An 18,573-nucleotide genomic window follows, 5' to 3' on the forward strand; every position below is an offset into this window, starting at 1 on the left:
GAAGGGCATCGAGGAGGCCGGGTACACGATCCTCGGCACCTCGCCCGCCGCGATCGACATCGCCGAGGAGCGCGAGCTGTTCTCGCAGCTGCTCGACCGGGCCGGACTGATCGCCCCGCGTCATGACACCGCCATCGACGAGGCGGGCGCCGTCGCGATCGCCGAAGAGATCGGCTACCCCGTGCTCGTGCGCCCCAGCTTCGTGCTCGGTGGCCGTGGCATGGAGATCGTCTACGACACCGAGAGCCTGCGCGACTACTTCGTCCGCACCGCCGGCGAGGTCGTCATCGAAGAGGGCAAGCCGCTGCTGGTCGACCGCTTCCTCGACGACGCGATCGAGCTCGACGTCGATGCGCTCTACGACGGTAACGAGCTCTACATCGGCGGCGTCATGGAGCACCTGGAGGAGGCCGGCATCCACTCCGGCGACTCGTCGTGCACGCTGCCGCCGATCTCGCTCGGTCGCACCGAGATCGACCGCGTCCGTGCCGCGACTCATGCGATCGCGGAAGGCGTCGGTGTCCGCGGACTGCTGAACGTGCAGTTCGCCGTCTCGGCCGGGGTCCTCTACGTCATCGAGGCGAACCCGCGGGCTTCGCGCACCGTGCCGTTCGTGTCGAAGGCGCTCGGCATTCCGCTCGCCAAGGCCGCCTCGCGCATCATGGCGGGCGCGACGATCGCCGAGCTCAAGGCCGAAGGGCTCCTGCCCGCCGAGGACGGGTCACGGGTGCCGCTGGACGCCCCCGTCGCCGTCAAGGAGGCCGTGCTGCCGTTTAAGCGTTTCCGCACCGCCGACGGCCACACCGTCGACTCGGTGCTGGGCCCGGAGATGCGCTCCACCGGCGAGGTCATGGGCATCGACCGCGACTTCCCGACGGCGTTCGCGAAGAGCCAGGCCGCGGCGTATGGCGGCATGCCGACGTCGGGGACCGTGTTCCTGTCGGTCGCCGATGACGACAAGCGTGCCGTCATCCTGCCGGCCCACCGCCTGCAGGAGCTCGGCTTCCGCCTCATCGCGACCGAGGGCACCGCCGAGATCCTGGCCCGTAACGGCATCCGCGTCGGTGTGGTGGGCAAGTACTCCGAAACGCAGGAGTCCGGCGAGCGCAACGTCGTCGATCTCATCAACGCCGGGGAGATCGACATCGTCGTGAACACCCCGTCCGGAGGAATCGCCCGTGCCGACGGGTACGAGATCCGCGCGGCGGCGGTGGCGGCCGACAAGGCACTGTTCACCACGATGGCCGTCCTGGGCGCCGCCGTGAGCGCACTGCCCGTCCTGCGTGAAGGCTTCTCGGTGCGCAGCCTCCAGGAGTATGCGCGCGACCGGTCGGACGCTCTCGCCGCCGCCGAGCAGCGGGCGGCCGTGTGATCTCGTCCGGTTCTCGACTGCCGTTCGGCTCTCGACTTCAGAAGGCCGTCGCGGCGCGCGGACGCCTGTGCGTCGGCATCGACCCCCACGAAGCGCTCCTGCGCGAGTGGGGTCTCGGTGTCGACGCCGCCGGCGTCCGCGAGTTCGGGCTGCGCACGGTGGATGCCGCGGCATCCACCGTCGCCGTCGTCAAGCCCCAGGTCTCGTTCTTCGAGCGATTCGGCTCGGCCGGCTACGCCGCCCTCGAAGAGGTGATGGCGGCGGCGCGCGCCGCGGGTCTGCTGGTGATCGCCGACGCCAAGCGGGGCGACATCGGCACCACGATGGACGCGTACGCCGCGGCGTGGCTCACGCCCGGCTCTGCGCTGGAGGCCGATGCGCTGACCGTCAGCCCGTATCTGGGCGTGGGTGCACTGTCGTCGACGTTCGCGTACGCGCTCGCGCACGACAAGGGCGTCTTCGTCCTCGCCGCCACCAGCAATCCCGAAGCCGCGGGACTGCAGTCCGCCCGGCGTGGGCAGGAGACGGTGGCCGCGACGGTGGCCGCCGAGGTCGTCGCCGCTGATCCGACGGGTGCCGACGAGTGGGCGTCGCTGGGGCTCGTCGTCGGTGCGACGGTCGATCTCGCCGCGCTCGGGCTGCGTGCGTTCGAGCGTCCGGTTCCGCTTCTGGCGCCGGGCTTCGGCGCGCAGGGGGCGCAGCCGGCCGACCTCCCGCGTGTTTTCGGCGATCTCGCCGCGGCCGTCATCGCGAGCGAGAGCCGCAGCATCCTCTCGGCCGGCCCGGAGGGCCTCGCCGCACGCATCGCGGAGCGCGCAGAGCTGTACCGTGGAAGATCCCATGGCTGATTCCCGCACTCCTCCCGAGGTCGACCGCGTCGCGGCATCCCGTCGCGCTGTCGCGGCCCGACGCGAGCGCGCCGCGCTCAAACACGATGTCGCGATGCGCGTCATCACGCCGCAGGAACTGCTGCAGCGCGCCCTCGACGCCCCCGACTCGCCCGCCGGTGCGATGCGGATCACCGAGTTCCTGACGGCGCTGCCCGCCATCGGCGAGGGCAAGCGCGACCGCGTGCTCGCCGAGCTCGAGATCGCGCCCGTGAAGCGGCTCGGCGGACTCGGGACGCGCCAGCGCGCCGCGCTCACGGCGTGGCTCGACGCCGCCGCTTCCCGCCGCTCCAGCCGCGCAGCGGCCGCAGCCGCCTCATCGTTTTGGCCGGCCCGACGGCCGTCGGCAAGGGCACCGTCGCCGCGTACATCAAGGATCACCACCCCGAGATCCTGCTGTCGGTGTCGGCGACCACGCGCGCACCGCGCCCGGGAGAGGTCGACGGCGAGCACTACTTCTTCGTGGACGATGACGGTTTCGACGCCCTCATCGCCGACGACGCCCTCCTCGAGCACGCGACGGTCCACAACGCCTTCCGTTACGGCACGCCGCGCGCGCCCATCGAGAAGGCGCTGGCGGAGGGGCGCACGGTGCTCCTGGAGATCGACCTGCAGGGTGCCCGCCAGGTGCGCGCTGCCGCCCCGGACGCGACCCTCGTGTTCCTGACCCCGCCGAGCTGGGACGAGCTGGTCAACCGTCTCGTCGGACGCGGCACGGAGGGAGCGGAGGAGCGCGCACGCCGCCTCAAGACCGCGAAGGTGGAGCTCGCCGCGCAAGGGGAGTTCGATTACCGCGTCGTCAACGACGACGTCGCGCGCGCCGCCGCCGAGATCGCCGCGCTCGCGCGCTGAGTCGGCGGGTTCATCCGTCCGCAGCCGCCGCCTCGACCACCCCGAAGCGGCGTGTCGGGACGGATTAACGGCATTCAGCAACGGCAAACATCGATGAGCTCGGCGCCGGCGCGGCGCTGATAGAATGAAAAGATGCCGCGGCATCCTGCGGCCACGATTTCTCCCGCGTGGGCATTCCCCGCGAGTTTTCCCACCGCCATTCGATCCTGGAGGTTCATCATGGCCGGACGTGACAAGGGCATCATCGACCCGCCCATCGACGCGCTGCTCGACAAGGTCGACTCCAAGTACCAGCTCGTGATCTACGCGTCCAAGCGGGCACGTCAGATCAACGACTACTACTCCGATCTGCACGAGGGCAACCTCTTCGACAACGTCGGTCCGCTCGTCGACTCGAGCGTCGAGGACAAGCCGCTCACGATCGCGCTGCACGAGATCCACGAGGACAAGCTGCGCCTGCGCGCGGCGGAGTGATCCCCGCCTGACATCATGACGCCGTATGGCGTCGACATGCCCGTGACCCCGACCGCGACGACGTCGTGTCGGAGATCACGGGCATGATTGTCGAGTACCCGAAGTCGTCTGGAGCCCCGATGAGCGCGCTGCGTCTGTTCACGTCCGAGTCCGTCACCGAGGGCCACCCGGACAAGATCTGCGACCAGATCTCCGACTCCGTGCTGGACGCCCTGCTCACCGTCGATCCCGGCAGTCGCGTGGCCGTGGAAACCCTCGTGACGACCGGGCTCGTCCATGTCGCGGGGGAGGTCCGCACCGACGGGTACGTCGACATCCCCGGCATCGTGCGCCGTGTCGTCAACCGCATCGGCTACACCTCGAGCGAGACCGGCTTCGACGGCGACTCGTGCGGCGTCACCGTCTCGATCGGCGAGCAGTCGAGCGACATCGCCGCGGGCGTCGACACCGCGATCGAGCACCGGGAAGGGGGCTCGGTCGACCCGATCGACGCTCTCGGCGCCGGCGACCAGGGCATCATGTTCGGCTACGCGACGAATGAGACGCCGCAGCTCATGCCGATGGCCATCTGGACGGCGCACCGACTCGCCGAACGGCTCACCGACGCCCGCCGCTCCGGCGCTCTCGGATTCCTCCGCCCCGACGGCAAGACGCAGGTGACGCTCGGCTACGACGGTCACGTGCCCCGCACCGTCGACACCGTCGTGCTGTCGACGCAGCACAACCCCGACATCTCGCTGCCCGCTCTGCGCGCCGCGGTGCAGGCCGAGGTCATCGACCCCGTGCTCGCCACGACCGGCCTGGACGTCTCGAACGTGCGCTACGTCATCAATCCGGCCGGCCCCTTCGTCACCGGCGGCCCCAAGGGCGACGCCGGTCTCACCGGCCGCAAGATCATCATCGACACCTACGGCGGCGCCTCCCGTCACGGCGGAGGAGCTTTCAGCGGCAAGGACCCGTCCAAGGTCGACCGCTCCGCCGCCTATGCCATGCGCTGGGTCGCGAAGAACGCCGTCGCCGCGGGTCTCGCCGACCGTCTCGAGGTGCAGGTCGCCTACGCGATCGGTCGGGCGGAGCCGGTGGGGCTCTACGTCGAGACGTTCGGCACCGCGCACGTGTCGGATGAGAAGATCACGGCATCCATCCGCGAGGTGTTCGATCTGCGTCCGAAGGCGATCATCGACGACCTCGACCTGCTGCGGCCCATCTACGCGCAGACGGCCGCCTACGGTCACTTCGGCCGCGAACTGCCGGAGTTCACCTGGGAGCGCACCGATCGCGTCGAGGAGCTGCGCGCCGCCGCGGGTCTCTGACCGGCATCGTGATCGTCGTCGCCCGGGTCCTCATCGACTCGCCCCTGCCGCAGCTCGATCGGCTCTTCGACTACGAGGTTCCGCCGTCCCTCGTCGCCGACGCCGTGTCCGGCGTGCGGGTGCGCGTGCCGCTGCGAACAGCGGGACGCGTCGTCGACGGCTATCTCGTCGACGTCGTCACGGCCGAGGCGCCCGAACGGCCGCTCTCCGCGGTCGACGCCATCGTCTCGCCCGTCCCGGTCCTCACCCCCGAGCTTTATGCGCTCGCGCGGCGCGCGGCCGATCGCGCAGCAGGATCCGCCAGCGACATCCTGCGCCTGGTCATCCCGAAGCGGATGGTGCGCGCGGAGAAGGCCTGGCTCGCGGCCGAGAAGGCGGACTCACCCGCGGACGACGTGTCGACGGATGCCGCGGCGTGGGCCGACGGCGTGCTCGCCCCGTTCCCGGGGCTGGCCGACGCCGTGCTGGCGGGGGAGCGGCTCGCCCTCGACGCGCCGCCGCGCCCGGCTGCCGATCGCCCCGTGGGCGCCTGGGCCGAGCTGGTCGCGGCGATCGCCGTCCAGGCTCTGTCACGGGGACGCAGCGCCGTGCTGGTCGTTCCCGACCACCGCGACCAGGAGCAGCTGCGGGCCGCGCTCGAGGGACGAGCGCCCGAGGGCACGGTCGTGCGCGACGACGCTCGCCGTTCCGGGCCCGAGCGCTACGCGACGTATCTGCGACTGCTGACACCGTCGCCGTGCATCGTGATCGGCAACCGGTCGACCGTCTATGCCCCCGCGCCCGACACGGCCTGCGTCGTCGTCTGGGACGACGGCGACCCGCTGCTCGCCGAGCCGCTCAGCCCCGGCGTGCATGCCCGCGACGCCGCCCTCATCCGCCAGGAGCTCGAGGGGTCGGCGCTCGTGTTCGCGGGCCACACGCGCACCACCGACGTGGAACGGCTCGTGCAGCTCGGCTGGGTGCGCGAGCTCCCTGCCGTCCGCCGGCCGAGCCCGACGGTCGTCCTCTCGGCCACACGCGAGGGGGAGTCGCGCGGGGCACGTGTGCCTTCGAGTGCGTTCGCCGCGGCGCGAGACGCCCTGCGGGAGGGGCCTGTGCTCGTGCAAGTCGCCCGCCCGGGGTACTCGCCCGTGCTCGTGTGCGCCGACTGTCGCACACCGGCTCGCTGCCGCCACTGCACGGGCCCGCTGCGGGCGCGCCGCCCGGGGGCGACACCCGATTGCGCGTGGTGCGGACGTTCCGCCCCGGCCTGGACATGCGTGAACTGCGGCTCGGTGAAGCTGCGCATGGCGTCTTCGGGTAGCGAGCGCACGGCCGACGAGCTCGGTCGCGCCTTCCCGAACACGCGCGTCATCGTCGCCGACGGCGCGCACCCCGTTACTCAGGTCGACGACCGCCCCGCTCTGGTCATCGCGACCCGTGGCGCCGAGCCCTTCGCCCGCGGCGGGTACCGCGCCGTCATCCTGCTGGACGGTGATCGGATGCTGCTGGCCGAGCAACTGCGCATCGGCGAGTCCGCGCTGCGCTGGTGGTCCAACGCCGCCGCTCTGGCGGCACCCGCAGCGCCCGTGCATCTGGTCGGCGTCGCCGGCCCCGTGGCGCGGGCGCTGGCGACGTGGACGCAGCCGGCGTACGCTCGCGCTGAGCTGGCCGACCGCACCCCGCTCGCGATGCCGCCGGTGGTGCGTGTCGCCGCGGTCGAAGGCACGGTCGCCGCCGTCGAGGGGGCTCTCACCGCCGTGCGCGAAGCCGTGCCCGCCCTCGCCGCCCCCGCCGGTGCCATCCTCGGCCCCGTTCCCCTCGACGAGGGGCAGGTTCGCGCTCTGGTGCGCTTCGACTACGCCCACGGCAAGACCGTCGCCGAGACGCTGCGCGCCGCCGTCGTGGCCGAGGCTCTGCGCGGACGCCGCACCGCACGGCGCGGACCGGCACGCGGGGCGAACGCCGGTACGCGCACTACACTGCGGGTGCGGCTCGACGTCCCCGAACTCGATCTCTGATCCGGCGGGCTCGCCGCCGTGATCGTCGTCATCAACCGAGGTATTCCATGCGCATCGTCTTCGCCGGCACACCGGCGCCCGCCGTTCCGTCCCTGAGGGCGGTCGCGGCATCCGCCCACGATCTGGTCGGGATCGTCACCCGCAGCGACGCGCCTCTGGGGCGCAAGCGCGTGCTGACGCCGTCGGCGGTGGCCGCCGCAGCCGCCGACGTGGACGTGGACGTGCCGATCGTCAAGGCGGACCGCCTGGACGCGGCGGCGACCGCCGCGATCGCAGAGCTCGCCCCCGACCTCGGCGTCATCGTGGCGTACGGGGGTCTCGTGCGCGAACCGTTGCTGTCGACGCCGCGGCACGGCTGGATCAACCTGCACTTCTCGCTGCTGCCGCGCTGGCGCGGCGCGGCGCCGGTGCAGCACGCGCTCATCGCGGGCGAGCGCACGACCGGCGCGAGCGTGTTCCAGCTCGTGGCCGCCCTCGATGCCGGCGACGTGTTCGGCGAGGTCCGCTACGACGTTCCGCGAGGCGCGACGGCCGGCGAGGTCCTGACGGACCTGGCGGATGCCGGGGCGGAGCTGCTCGTCCGCGTGGTCGACGAGATCGCGGCGGGCACCGCACGCGCGTTCCCGCAGACGGGAACGCCCACCCTGGCGCCGAAGCTGTCGATCGCCGACGGCGCGCTCGACCTCACGGCATCCGCCGACGTCGTGCTCGACCGGTTCCGCGGCACGACGCCCGAGCCGGGCGCGCACGTGAGCTTCGGCGGCGCCCGCCTCAAGGTGCTCGCCGCCCACCGCGGCCCCGATGCGACTCTGGAGCCCGGGGTTCTCACCGCCTCGGGACGGGACGTGCTGCTCGGAGCGGGTGGCGGCACCACCGTGGTGCTGAAGACCGTGCAGCCGGCCGGCAGGAGCGCGATGGCGGCGGGGGATTGGTGGCGGGGTGTGCGGGTCGACGATCCGCGTGTCGCACTGCCCTCCGCGACGGAGGCGACCTCGTGAGCGCGTCGCCGCGCTGGGTGGCGTACGACGTGCTGCGCGCCGTCCACGACTCGGATGCCTACGCGAACCTCCTGCTGCCGCGCGCGATCTCGCGAGCCAGGCTCACCGGCGCGGATGCCGGCCTCGCCACGGAGCTGACCTACGGAACGCTGCGCCGCGAAGGCACCTACGACGCGATCATCGCGGATGCCGCGCGTCGCCCCGTCACCGACATCGACCCCGCGGTTCGGGACTCCCTGCTGCTCGGCGTGCATCAGCTGGTGGCCATGCGGACGCCGTCGCACGCGGCCGTGAACGAGACGGTCCGCCAGGTCCGCAAGGCGGTGGGCCCATCCGCGGCGGGCTTCGCGAACGCCGTGCTGCGCCGGGTCAGCGAGCGGACGGCGCAGGAGTGGGAGGAACGCCTCGCCGCGGCGGCGCGGTCGGACGACGAGCGCCTCGCGGTCCGCTACGCGCACCCCGTGTGGGTGATCCGCGCCTTCCGTCGCGCGCTGGCCGCCGAGGGGCGCGCCGACGAGCTCGAGGCACTCCTCGCGGCCGACAACGCCGCGCCGGTGGTCACTCTGGCCGCTCTGCCCGGGCTGGCCGATCGTCCGGCCGACGCGGTGCCGACGCCGTTCTCGCCGCTCGGCTTCCGCTCCGCAGGCGGCGACCCGGGAGCGGTGGTCGCGGCATCCGCGGGACTGGTCCGGGTGCAGGACGAGGGATCACAGCTGGCCGCGCTCGCCCTCGCCCGGGTGCGACCCGTCGCTGCCGGCGAGCGCTGGCTCGATCTGTGCGCGGCTCCGGGTGGCAAGACGGCCGTGCTCGCCGCGGAGGCTCTGACACACGGCGCAACCCTGGAGGCCAACGAGCTCTCCTCCGCCCGCGCGGGCCTGGTGCGCGACTCCGTCGCCGCAATCCCGCTCGACGTTCCGGTGTCCGAGGAGGACGGCCGCACGCGCGCGGGTCGGGGGCTCTACGACCGCATCCTCGTCGACGCGCCCTGCACGGGGCTCGGAGCGCTGCGGCGGCGCCCCGAGGCCCGGTGGCGAAAGCAGCCCGGCGATGTGCCCGAGCTCGCGGCCTTGCAGTCCGAGCTCCTGTCGGCCGCCCTCGACGCGCTGCGCCCCGGCGGCGTCGTGGCGTACGTGACGTGCTCGCCCCACCTCGCCGAGACGGCGGCCATCGTCTCCGATGCGCTGCGCACGAGCGACGGCGCGATCGAGGAACTCGACGCCCGCGCGGCGGTGGCGGCTATCGCCGAGCAGCCGATCGATCTGCCTGCACCGGTGGACGGATCGGGTCGCGCGCAGCTGTGGCCGCACCGGCACGGCACCGACGCCATGTCGATCTCGCTGCTGCGCCGGCGCTGAGCTCGGCCCCGCCACTCAGTCCCAGCGCACGACGGGTGGCGTGACCGTGAGATCCACCAGTGCCGACCCCAGCGACGGCAGGAAAAGAAACGAGCAGCCGGTGCGGCGTTGGCCGTTGACGTCGCAGTCCGCGGTGACCTCGACACCGCCCAGATACGGCGTACGCACCTGACCCGGATCGCCGTACATCGCGTCGGGCTTCAGGTTCGCGAGCTTCGCCTGCGTCTCGGCGCGGAGCGTGCGGGTGATGGTCCCGTCGATGATCTTCGTGCCGTCGCTCAGGGTCTCCGGAATGTCGATGCCGCATCCCGCTGCGAGATTCTTCGACGCGATGCACGCGTCGACGGCGCTGCGGACGGCCGTCTGGAACAGGCTCGTTCCCTCATCGCTGAGCTCGACGGTGGTGTCGAACCTCAGCGAGAAGTCGTTCGGGTCGGCCGCGAGAAGGGTCGTCGTTCCCGACACGGTGTAGTTGGGATTGTCGATCGCGACGGTGACCGTCCCCGGGAACACGGTGATCGAATCACTGTCGACCGGCACGCCATTGACCGTCGCGTTGAGGCCGCGGAAGCTGCCGCCGAGGTAGATGTCGACGGTGCCGTGCGCCAGCTTCCACGTGCCGTCATCCTCGTAGTCGACGACGTCGAACTGGCCGCTGACGGGCTTTCCGCCGATCGTGTAGTCGACGCGGACGGGGATCGAGTATCCCTTGTCGCTGCCCTTCGGCACCGATACCACGATGTTCTCGATCGTCCCCTTCTCGGAAGCTGCGGCGAGCGCTTCGTCCGACAGGAGCGCGCCCTGACGCGGCTTCGAGTCGAGCATCGCGAGCGCGGCCTCACTGTCGCCGGCGGCGACCGCTTTCAGGTAGTCCGACACGACCGTCTCGGGGGCGGCGCCGGCCGTCGTCGCGCCGCGGACAGCGAACACCACGCCCAGAACGATGGCCAGCAGCAGCACCAGTGCGCCGGCGATGATGCCGACGAGCGCCCCGGTGGGGAGCTTCTTTCGCGGCGGTACCGGCTGTCCGGGAAGCGGCTGCGGGGCGGGCTGCTGGACCGGGGCGCCGTACGGTGCCGAGGCACCGACGTGCTGCGGAGGCGTGAACGCCGCGACGTGCGGCTCTGCCGCCGCGGGCTCTGCGGGTGCCGGTGCCACGGCGGCGGTCTCTGCAGCCGCCTCCGTCGTGCGCGGCACCCACTGGGCCGCCGCGGCATCCCATCGCAACGCGCCCGCGACCCATTCGCCGCGCTCGGCATCCCACATCGGCGCCTGACCGTCTCCGTTCCCGCTCATCGTCCACCCTTTCGTCGGTCACCCGGCTGCGCGCCCATCGGCGCGAACCACCCCCGTGGCTCTCCGGAGACCCTACCGATGGCGGGCCGAGGGCGCGGGCAGGGTGTGGATAATGGGGCCGTGGCACGAATCAACCCCAGCATCCTGTCCGCCGACTTCGTCAACATGCAGGCGGACCTCGAACGGATCGCCACCGCCGACTTCGTGCACGTCGACGTCATGGACAACCACTTCGTGCCGAACCTGACCTTCGGACCGCAGATGGTCCAGCGCATCCAGGAGACGAGCCCGGTACCGCTGGACGTGCACCTCATGATCTCGGACGCCGACAGATGGGCACCCGGGTACGCCGAGCTGGGCGCGGCATCCGTCACCTTCCATCTCGAGGCCGCGACCGACCCCGTCACGCTCGCCCGTCGCCTCCGCTCGATCGGCGCCCGCGCCGGTGTCGCCGTGAAGCCCGCGACACCGGTCGAGGGGCTGTTCGACGTGCTGGACGAGTTCGACCAGATCCTCGTGATGACGGTGGAGCCGGGCTTCGGGGGGCAGTCGTTCATGGCCGATCAGATGCCGAAGCTCGCGCGCCTGTACGACGAAGCGCGCCGGCGCGGATCGCAGGTGTGGCTCCAGGTCGACGGCGGCATCTCGGAGTCGACGATCGCGCAGGCCGCCGAGGCCGGGGCCGACACGTTCGTCGCGGGCTCCGCCGTGTTCGGTGCGGGCGAGCCCGACCGGGCGATCGCGGCCCTGCGCAGCCTCGCCACCGAGCATCATCGCCACTGACGCCGCCGCCCGCCGGCACCTCACGAACTCCGCAGAAGCCGACGTCCTCCGCATCCGAGAGGCCGTGCGGATGCGGAGAGCGTGCGAATCTGCGGAGTTCGTGTCACGGCCCGCGGCGCTCACGCGCGGCGCGGACCGGTAGCCTGTCAGGGTGAAGACGTTCGACGCCCTGTTCGCGGAGCTGACGACGACCGCCGAGACCCGTCCCGAGGGCTCCGGCACGGTCGCGCAGCTCGATCGCGGCGTGCACGCCATCGGGAAGAAGATCGTCGAAGAAGCCGCCGAAGTCTGGATGGCCGCGGAGTACCAGTCCGACGACGAGACCGCCGAAGAGATCTCGCAGCTGCTGTACCACCTGCAGGTGCTGATGCTCGCCAAGGGCCTCACACTGCAGGACGTCTACCGACATCTCTGAGCGCGCTCCCGCCCCCGCTCGTCCCGACACCGAAAGCCCTTCACCCATGCTGCGCATCGCTGTGCCGAACAAGGGGTCGCTCGCCGACACCGCCGCCGAGATGCTCGCGGAAGCCGGATACATCGGCCGCCGCGACCCCAAGGACCTCCACGTCATCGACCCCGTCAACGAGGTCGAGTTCTTCTACCTGCGCCCGAAGGACATCGCGACCTACGTCGGCTCCGGCGCGCTCGACGTCGGCATCACCGGCCGCGACCTCCTCCTCGACGCCCGGATGCCGGGTGCCCGCGAGATCGAGCAGCTCGGCTTCGGCGGCTCGACGTTCCGTTTCGCCGGTCCTCCCGGACGCTTCGCGCACGTGACCGACCTCGAGGGTCTGCGCGTGGCGACGGCCTACCCGGGCCTGGTCGACGGCTTCCTCGACGAGCAGGGCGTCGCGGTCGACCTGGTGCCGCTGGACGGCGCGGTCGAGTCCGCCGTGCAGCTCGGCGTCGCCGACGCCGTCGCCGACGTGGTCTCGACGGGCACGACCCTCCGCCAGGCCGGGCTGGAGATCTTCGGCCCCGTCCTGCTCGAATCGGAGGCCGTGCTGATCGGAGCTCCGACCGAGGCCGACGGCACGGAGACGCTCCTGCGGCGCCTGCGGGGCGTCATGGTGGCCCGCCGCTACGTGCTCATCGACTACGACCTGCCGGCAGCGCTCGTCGACGACGCCGTCGCCATCGCCCCCGGCATCGAGTCGCCCACGATCTCGCCGCTGCGCGACCCCGAGTGGGTCGCCGTGCGGGTCATGAGCCCCCGCAAGACGGTCAACCAGGTCATGGACGCGCTCTACGCGATCGGCGCACGCGCGATCCTCGTGACGCCGATCCACAACGCGAGGCTTTGACGTGTCTCTGGCACGACGCATCATCCCCTGCCTCGATGTGGCCGCCGGCCGCGTCGTCAAGGGGGTGAACTTCGAGAACCTCCGCGACATGGGTGATCCCGTCGAACTCGCCGCCCTCTATTTCGCTCAGGGCGCCGACGAGCTGACCTTCCTCGACGTGACCGCCACGGTGGACGACCGCTCGACGACCTACGACGTCGTGCGCCGCACCGCCGAGGAGGTCTTCATCCCGCTGACCGTCGGCGGGGGAGTGCGCAGTGCCGACGACGTCGCTCGACTGCTCGCCGTGGGCGCCGACAAGGTCGGCGTCAACTCTGCGGCCATCGCCCGTCCCGACCTGGTGGGCGAGATCGCCGACCGGTTCGGTGCGCAGGTGCTCGTGCTCTCGCTCGATGTGAAGCGCGCGCCCGGAACACGCTCCGGCTTCGTCGTCACCACCCACGGCGGCCGCACCGCGACGAACCTCGACGCCCTTGACTGGGCACGCGAGGCCATCGATCGTGGCGCCGGCGAGCTGCTCGTCAACTCGATCGACGCCGACGGCACGAAGGACGGCTTCGACCTCGAACTCGTCGGCCTCATGCGCGAGCTGTCGCCGGTCCCCGTCATCGCCTCCGGCGGTGCCGGCAGCGTCGACCATTTCGCCCCGGCCGTGCACGCCGGAGCCGACGCCGTGCTCGCGGCATCCGTCTTCCACTCCGGGCAGCTGACGATCGGCGACGTCAAGGACGCGCTCAGCGCCGACGGCATCGAGGTGCGCCGATGACCGTCGTCGACGACCCGCGGATCGGTCGCGTGGCGTTCAACGCCGACGGTCTGGTGCCCGCGATCATCCAGCAGCACGACACCGGCGAGGTGCTGATGCTCGGCTGGATGGATGCCGAGGCTCTCCGCCGCACGCTCACGGAGGGGCGCGTGACGTTCTGGTCGCGCTCCCGTCAGGAGTACTGGCGCAAGGGCGACACCTCCGGACACGCGCAGTACGTGCGCGGCGCCCGGCTGGATTGCGACGGCGACACTCTGCTGATCGCCGTCGAGCAGATCGGCGCAGCCTGCCACACGGGCGATCACACGTGCTTCGACGCCGACGATCTCTCGCCCCTCGTCTCGTTCGCACCCCTCGATTCCGACGGCGACGCGTCGTGACCGCACGTGCACGCAGCTACGCCGTTCTGGCGATCATCGCCGGGGGCGCCCTCGCGATCATCTCCTCGACGCAGACGTGGCTGGACGTCGCGCTGGATGCCGGCGCGACGGCGTCGCTGACGGTGGCCGGTGCCAAGGCGTTCACGCTGCTGGCACCTCTCAGCCTCGCCGCACTCGCCCTCGGGCTCGCGCTGACCGTCGTCGGACGCGTGCTCCGCTACGCCTTCGGCGCGGTCGCCGTGGTCATCGGCGGCACGCTGCTCGTCGGTGCGGCGCGCATCGCGATCGAGCACCCGGTGGATGCCGTCGCCGCGGCCGTGACGACGGCGACGGGGCTGTCGGGCACCGAGGCGATCGCCGGGCTCGTGGCCACGATCACGGCGACCCCGTGGCCCTGGCTCACCGTCGTCGCAGGTGCGCTGATCGGCGCCGGCGGCATCCTGACCCTCGCGACGTCGCACCGGTGGCGCGGGAGCGGACGCCGATACCGCACCGACGCCGCGAGCGCGTCGGCGACGCCAGCGGCATCCGGCGCCGCCGCATCGCGCCCGCACGACGCGATCGACTCCTGGGACGACCTGTCGCACGGCGACGATCCCACCGCCCGCTAGACTGGCCCTGAACGCCCGAATGACACCGAGGAGCAGCATGAGCAACAGCATCGACGACCCCGGCCACGGACACTCGCCCGCCGCCTGGACGGCTGTGGTCATCATGCTGCTCGCCGTCACTCTCGGCACGGTCTTCTACTGGTTCGACATGCCGGCGCTCGTCTGGGCCTCGGCAGGTCTGCTCGTCGTGGGCGCCCTCGTCGGCTGGGGCATGGCGAAGGCCGGCTACGGCGCCAAGGGTCCGAAGTACGCCCCGAAGCAGCACTGACATGCTCGATGGCCTGACGGCCGGCGCGGTGGAGGATGCCCGGTCGCGGGAGGACGCACGTCCGCTCCGCGACGTCGAGCGCGACGCTCTCGCGCAGGCGCCCGCTCTCGATGCCCGCGCCGCTCTCGCACCCGCCGAGCGCGTGAAGATCATCGCGGAGGTCAAACGCGCCAGTCCGTCACGCGGCGACCTCGCGGCCATTCCCGACCCGGCCCTGCAGGCGTCGCTGTACGAGAAAGGCGGCGCGTCGGCGATCTCGGTGCTCACCGAGCAGCGGAAGTTCAAGGGTTCCCTTGCCGACCTCGAGGCCGTCAAGCAGCGAGTCGCGCTGCCGGTGCTGCGCAAAGACTTCATCGCGACGCCCTACCAGGTTCTGGAGGCGCGGGCTTCCGGGGCCGACCTGGTGCTGCTGATCGTCGCCGCGCTCGAACAGCCCCTGCTGCGGCAGCTGCACGAGCTGGTCCTGCAGCTGGGCATGACCCCCCTCGTCGAGACGCACTCGCGAGAGGAGCTCGACCGCGCCGGCGACCTCGGAGCGAAGCTCATCGGCGTCAACGCCCGCAACCTCTCCACGTTCGAGCTGGACCGCGACCTCTTCGGCTCGCTCGCGGAGCATTTCCCCGCCGACGCCATCAAGATCGCCGAGTCGGCAGTGCTCGCGCCGGCCGACGTCGCGCACTACCGCGCCGACGGCGCCGATGTCGTGCTCATCGGCGAAGCGCTCGTCACCAACGACCCCGTGACCACCCTGCACGCTTTCCTGGAGGCCGGATCATGAGCCTGCGCGACCAGCACGGACCCTTCTTCGGCGACTTCGGGGGGCGGTACATGCCCGAGTCGCTCATCGCCGCCATCGACGAGCTGACGGCGGAGTACGAAGCGGCCAAGGCCGACCCTGCCTTCGCCGCCGAATTCGAAAGCCTGCTGCACTCCTATGCGGGCCGGCCGTCGGCTCTCACCGAAGTGCCCCGCTTCGCCGAGCATGCCGGAGGCGCGCGCATCTTCTTGAAGCGCGAGGATCTGAACCACACCGGCTCGCACAAGATCAACAACGTCATCGGTCAGGCGCTGCTGACGAAGCGACTCGGTAAGAATCGCGTGATCGCCGAGACCGGCGCCGGTCAGCACGGCGTCGCAACCGCGACCGCAGCGGCCCTGTTCGGTTTCGAATGCACCGTCTACATGGGCGAGGTGGACACCGAGCGCCAAGCGCTCAACGTCGCCCGCATGCGGCTGCTGGGCGCCGAGGTCATCCCCGTCACGACCGGATCGCGCACCCTGAAGGACGCCATCAACGAGGCCTACCGCGACTGGGTGGCATCCGTCGAGACGACCAACTACATCTTCGGCACGGCCGCGGGTCCACACCCGTTCCCGGCGATGGTGCGCGACTTCCAGAAGATCATCTCGGAGGAGGCCCGCGCACAGCTGCTCGCCGAAACGGGACGCCTGCCCGATGCGGTCGTCGCCTGCGTCGGCGGCGGCTCCAACGCGATCGGCATGTTCGACGCGTTCCTCGATGACGACGGCGTCAAGCTCTACGGCGTCGAGGCGGCCGGCGACGGCGTCGACACGCCCAAGCATGCGGCATCCATCGAGCGTGGCCGACCCGGCATCCTCCACGGCGCCAAGACGTTCGTCCTGCAGGACGAGGACGGCCAGACGGTCGAGTCCCACTCGATCTCCGCCGGCCTCGACTACCCGGGTGTCGGTCCCGAGCACGCGTGGCTCGCCGACATCGGCCGCGCCGAGTACATTCCGGCGACGGATGCCGAGGCGATGGACGCGCTGCGCCTGCTGTCGCAGACGGAGGGCATCATCCCGGCGATCGAGTCCGCGCACGCGCTGGCGGGCGCCCTGCGCTTGGGCCGCGAGCTCGGACCCGACGCCCTCATCGCCGTCAGCCTGTCGGGACGCGGCGACAAGGACATGGACACGGCTGCGCGCTGGTTCGGCCTCTACGACGAGGGGGCAGAGGCATGACCTCGCGCGTGGCGGCCGCGATCGACGCGGCGAAGGCGGACGGTCGCGGCGCCTTCGTCGGCTACCTGCCGCTCGGCTACCCCGACCTGCAGACGAGCATCGACGCCGCCGTGGCGCTCGCGGACAACGGCGCCGACGTCCTCGAGCTCGGCCCGCCCTACTCGGACCCCGTCATGGACGGTCTCGTCATCCAGGAGGCCACACAGGCCGCGCTGGCGGCGGGATTCCGCCTCCGCGACACCTTCACCGCGGTGCGGGCCATCGCCGACCGGGTCGATGTCCCCATCCTCGTGATGACGTACTGGAACCCGGTCCTGCAGTACGGCGTGGACCGCTTCGCCGACGACCTCGTTGCCGCCGGCGGCGCGGGTCTGATCACGCCCGATATCACCCCCGACTCCGCACCGGACTGGATCGCCGCCTCCGAGCGCACCGGTCTCGACCGCGTCTTCCTGGCCGCCCCGACCTCGACCGACGAGCGACTGCGCATGATCGCCGCGGCGTCGACCGGCTTCGTCTACACGGTGTCGACGATGGGTATCACGGGCGAACGCGCCGAGCTGGATGCCGCGGCGCGCACGCTCGTGGCGCGACTGCGCACCTTCGGTGTCGACCACGCCTGCGTCGGCATCGGCATCTCGACGCCCGAGCAGGTCAGCGGCGTCCTGGAGTACGCGGACGGCGCGATCGTGGGAACGGCCCTCGTCCGGGCGCTGCGCGACGGGGGCGTGGAGGCCCTCGCCGCAGATACCCGCGCCCTGACGGCCGGCGCCGGGCGCTGACGCCTCCGCGGCGACACGTGACGGCACCGGCGGCGAAGTAGACTGCCCCTCGTGCTTTCCTCCGCCTCCGTCGTCGCCAGCATCCCGAGCCCGCCGATCAGTTCCTTCCAGGTCGGCCCGCTGACGATTCACTTCTACGCCCTGTGCATCCTCGCGGGCATCGTCGTCGCGGCTTTCATGACCAACCACCGTCTCACCAAGCGTGGCGCGGAATCGTGGGTCGTCATCGACATCTGCCTGCTCGCCGTGCCCCTGGCGATCATCGGCGCGCGCGCCTTTCACGTCGTGACCCACTGGGGGTTCTACTTCGAGCAGGGACGCGAGTGGTGGAACCCGTTCGTGCGCGACGCGATCTGGAACGTGTGGGACGGCGGCATCGCGATCTTCGGCGCGCTCATCGGCGGCGCGATCGGCGCGTGGCTCGGCTGCAAGTGGACCGGCATCCGGTTCTGGACCTTCGCCGACGCGCTCGCTCCGGGCCTGCTGCTCGCGCAGGCGCTGGGCCGCTTCGGAAACTGGTTCAACCAGGAGCTGTACGGGCTTCCCACCGATCTGCCCTGGGGCCTGCAGATCGACTACCCGAACCCGGCCTGGCCGGTCGGCCTCCCCGCCGGAACGCTCTTCCACCCCACTTTCCTTTACGAGGTGATCTGGAACACGATGGGCGTGATCGTGCTGCTGTGGGCTGGTCACCGCTTCCGCCTGCAGTGGGGTCGCCTGTTCGCGTTCTACCTCGTCTGGTACAGCGCAGGTCGCATCGTCTGGGAGAGCATCCGCATCGACCCGAGCGAAGTGTTCTTCGGTCTGCGCACCAACGTCTGGGCGGCGATCTTCGGCGTGCTGGTGGGAATCGTCATCTTCGCCGTGCAGACCCGCCGCCACCCGGGCTTCGAGCCGTCGCCGTACATGCGCGGTCGTGAGCGGGGCGGGGCTGTACAATCGCAGAACACCGATGAATTCGTGGACGTCAGCGCACCCCCGACAGCCGAATCCATCGCGGACGCAGCCACAAGCACTGTCACGTCGAAGTAGCACCGCCCCGATGCGCACGATGCTTCGACTTCTCCTCCGCTGAATACAACTCCGCTGAATGCCCAGGGCCGACGTCGTCCCCGATCAGTTTGACCATGAGGACGGTTGCCATGGCTT

The 18,573-nt window shown here is 71.3% G+C and carries 18 protein-coding genes and 2 pseudogenes; 19 read left to right on the forward strand and 1 reads right to left on the reverse strand.

Going from position 1 to position 18,573, the window contains the following annotated elements; all coding sequences use genetic code 11:
* The 8 genes and pseudogenes from carB to ABS64_RS13215 form a co-directional block, all read left to right on the forward strand.
* Positions 1 to 1,372 (forward strand): annotated as a pseudogene (carB, locus tag ABS64_RS13180) (carbamoyl phosphate synthase large subunit); the annotation flags it as partial.
* Entirely contained in the window at positions 1,369 to 2,220 is an 852-nt protein-coding gene (gene pyrF, locus ABS64_RS13185; protein ID WP_197017295.1) for an orotidine-5'-phosphate decarboxylase, read from the forward strand. The pseudogene carB and the gene pyrF, both read left to right, overlap by 4 nt.
* A pseudogene (gmk, locus tag ABS64_RS13190) lies at positions 2,213 to 3,111 on the forward strand (guanylate kinase). The gene pyrF and the pseudogene gmk overlap by 8 nt, the downstream one beginning before the upstream one ends.
* Positions 3,112 to 3,330: 219 nt before the next feature.
* A complete protein-coding gene (gene rpoZ / locus ABS64_RS13195) occupies positions 3,331 to 3,585 on the forward strand; it encodes a DNA-directed RNA polymerase subunit omega (protein ID WP_005055218.1) in 255 nt (84 codons plus the stop codon).
* Between the two features lie 119 nt (positions 3,586 to 3,704).
* A complete protein-coding gene (gene metK, locus ABS64_RS13200) occupies positions 3,705 to 4,898 on the forward strand; it encodes a methionine adenosyltransferase (RefSeq protein WP_292684090.1) in 1,194 nt (397 codons plus the stop codon).
* 8 nt (positions 4,899 to 4,906) lie between these two features.
* On the forward strand, positions 4,907 to 6,898 hold the full coding sequence (locus ABS64_RS13205) for a primosomal protein N' (RefSeq protein ID WP_292684092.1): 1,992 nt from the start codon (positions 4,907 to 4,909) through the stop codon (positions 6,896 to 6,898).
* Between the two features lie 47 nt (positions 6,899 to 6,945).
* Positions 6,946 to 7,896, forward strand: coding sequence for a methionyl-tRNA formyltransferase (locus tag ABS64_RS13210; RefSeq protein WP_292684094.1), 951 nt, complete (start codon positions 6,946 to 6,948; stop codon positions 7,894 to 7,896).
* Positions 7,893 to 9,251, forward strand: coding sequence for a transcription antitermination factor NusB (locus ABS64_RS13215; RefSeq protein ID WP_292684096.1), 1,359 nt, complete (start codon positions 7,893 to 7,895; stop codon positions 9,249 to 9,251). The genes ABS64_RS13210 and ABS64_RS13215 overlap by 4 nt, the downstream gene beginning before the upstream one ends.
* 15 nt (positions 9,252 to 9,266) lie before the next feature.
* Here ABS64_RS13215 and ABS64_RS13220 read toward each other — a convergent pair whose 3' ends face one another.
* A complete protein-coding gene (locus tag ABS64_RS13220) occupies positions 9,267 to 10,547 on the reverse strand; it encodes a hypothetical protein (RefSeq protein WP_005055230.1) in 1,281 nt (426 codons plus the stop codon).
* 78 nt (positions 10,548 to 10,625) lie between these two features.
* On the opposite strand from ABS64_RS13220, the gene rpe reads away from it, so the two are divergent.
* The 11 genes from rpe to lgt all read left to right on the forward strand — a co-directional run bounded on the left by rpe (position 10,626) and on the right by lgt (position 18,456).
* Positions 10,626 to 11,330 (forward strand): ribulose-phosphate 3-epimerase, encoded by a 705-nt coding sequence (gene rpe / locus ABS64_RS13225; protein ID WP_005055232.1) that lies wholly within the window; start codon positions 10,626 to 10,628, stop codon positions 11,328 to 11,330.
* A gap of 151 nt (positions 11,331 to 11,481) precedes the next feature.
* Complete coding sequence (locus ABS64_RS13230; protein WP_005055234.1) at positions 11,482 to 11,745, forward strand: phosphoribosyl-ATP diphosphatase; 264 nt, start codon at positions 11,482 to 11,484, stop codon at positions 11,743 to 11,745.
* Positions 11,746 to 11,791: 46 nt separating this feature from the next.
* Positions 11,792 to 12,634, forward strand: a complete 843-nt coding sequence (gene hisG / locus ABS64_RS13235; RefSeq protein WP_005055235.1) for an ATP phosphoribosyltransferase — start codon at positions 11,792 to 11,794, stop codon at positions 12,632 to 12,634.
* A 1-nt stretch (position 12,635) separates the two neighbouring features.
* Complete coding sequence (gene hisF, locus ABS64_RS13240) at positions 12,636 to 13,400, forward strand: imidazole glycerol phosphate synthase subunit HisF (protein WP_005055237.1); 765 nt, start codon at positions 12,636 to 12,638, stop codon at positions 13,398 to 13,400.
* Positions 13,397 to 13,780, forward strand: coding sequence for a phosphoribosyl-AMP cyclohydrolase (gene hisI, locus ABS64_RS13245; protein ID WP_005055238.1), 384 nt, complete (start codon positions 13,397 to 13,399; stop codon positions 13,778 to 13,780). The genes hisF and hisI overlap by 4 nt, the downstream gene beginning before the upstream one ends.
* Entirely contained in the window at positions 13,777 to 14,391 is a 615-nt protein-coding gene (locus ABS64_RS13250) for a Trp biosynthesis-associated membrane protein (protein WP_292684104.1), read from the forward strand. Before hisI ends, ABS64_RS13250 begins: the two co-directional genes overlap by 4 nt.
* A gap of 37 nt (positions 14,392 to 14,428) precedes the next feature.
* Entirely contained in the window at positions 14,429 to 14,659 is a 231-nt protein-coding gene (locus ABS64_RS13255; protein ID WP_036289479.1) for a DUF6704 family protein, read from the forward strand.
* 1 nt (position 14,660) lies between these two features.
* The gene (trpC, locus tag ABS64_RS13260) at positions 14,661 to 15,437 is read left to right on the forward strand and encodes an indole-3-glycerol phosphate synthase TrpC (protein WP_036289481.1); all 777 of its coding nucleotides are present in this window, start codon (positions 14,661 to 14,663) and stop codon (positions 15,435 to 15,437) included.
* Positions 15,434 to 16,642, forward strand: coding sequence for a tryptophan synthase subunit beta (trpB, locus tag ABS64_RS13265; protein ID WP_036289484.1), 1,209 nt, complete (start codon positions 15,434 to 15,436; stop codon positions 16,640 to 16,642). Before trpC ends, trpB begins: the two co-directional genes overlap by 4 nt.
* Complete coding sequence (gene trpA, locus ABS64_RS13270) at positions 16,639 to 17,424, forward strand: tryptophan synthase subunit alpha (RefSeq protein WP_036289486.1); 786 nt, start codon at positions 16,639 to 16,641, stop codon at positions 17,422 to 17,424. The genes trpB and trpA overlap by 4 nt, the downstream gene beginning before the upstream one ends.
* 51 nt (positions 17,425 to 17,475) lie before the next feature.
* Positions 17,476 to 18,456, forward strand: a complete 981-nt coding sequence (lgt, locus tag ABS64_RS13275) for a prolipoprotein diacylglyceryl transferase (RefSeq protein WP_036289488.1) — start codon at positions 17,476 to 17,478, stop codon at positions 18,454 to 18,456.
* Positions 18,457 to 18,573: the final 117 nt, after the last annotated feature.

This window comes from Microbacterium sp. SCN 69-37, from assembly GCF_001724435.1.
GTDB lineage: Bacteria > Actinomycetota > Actinomycetes > Actinomycetales > Microbacteriaceae > Microbacterium > Microbacterium laevaniformans.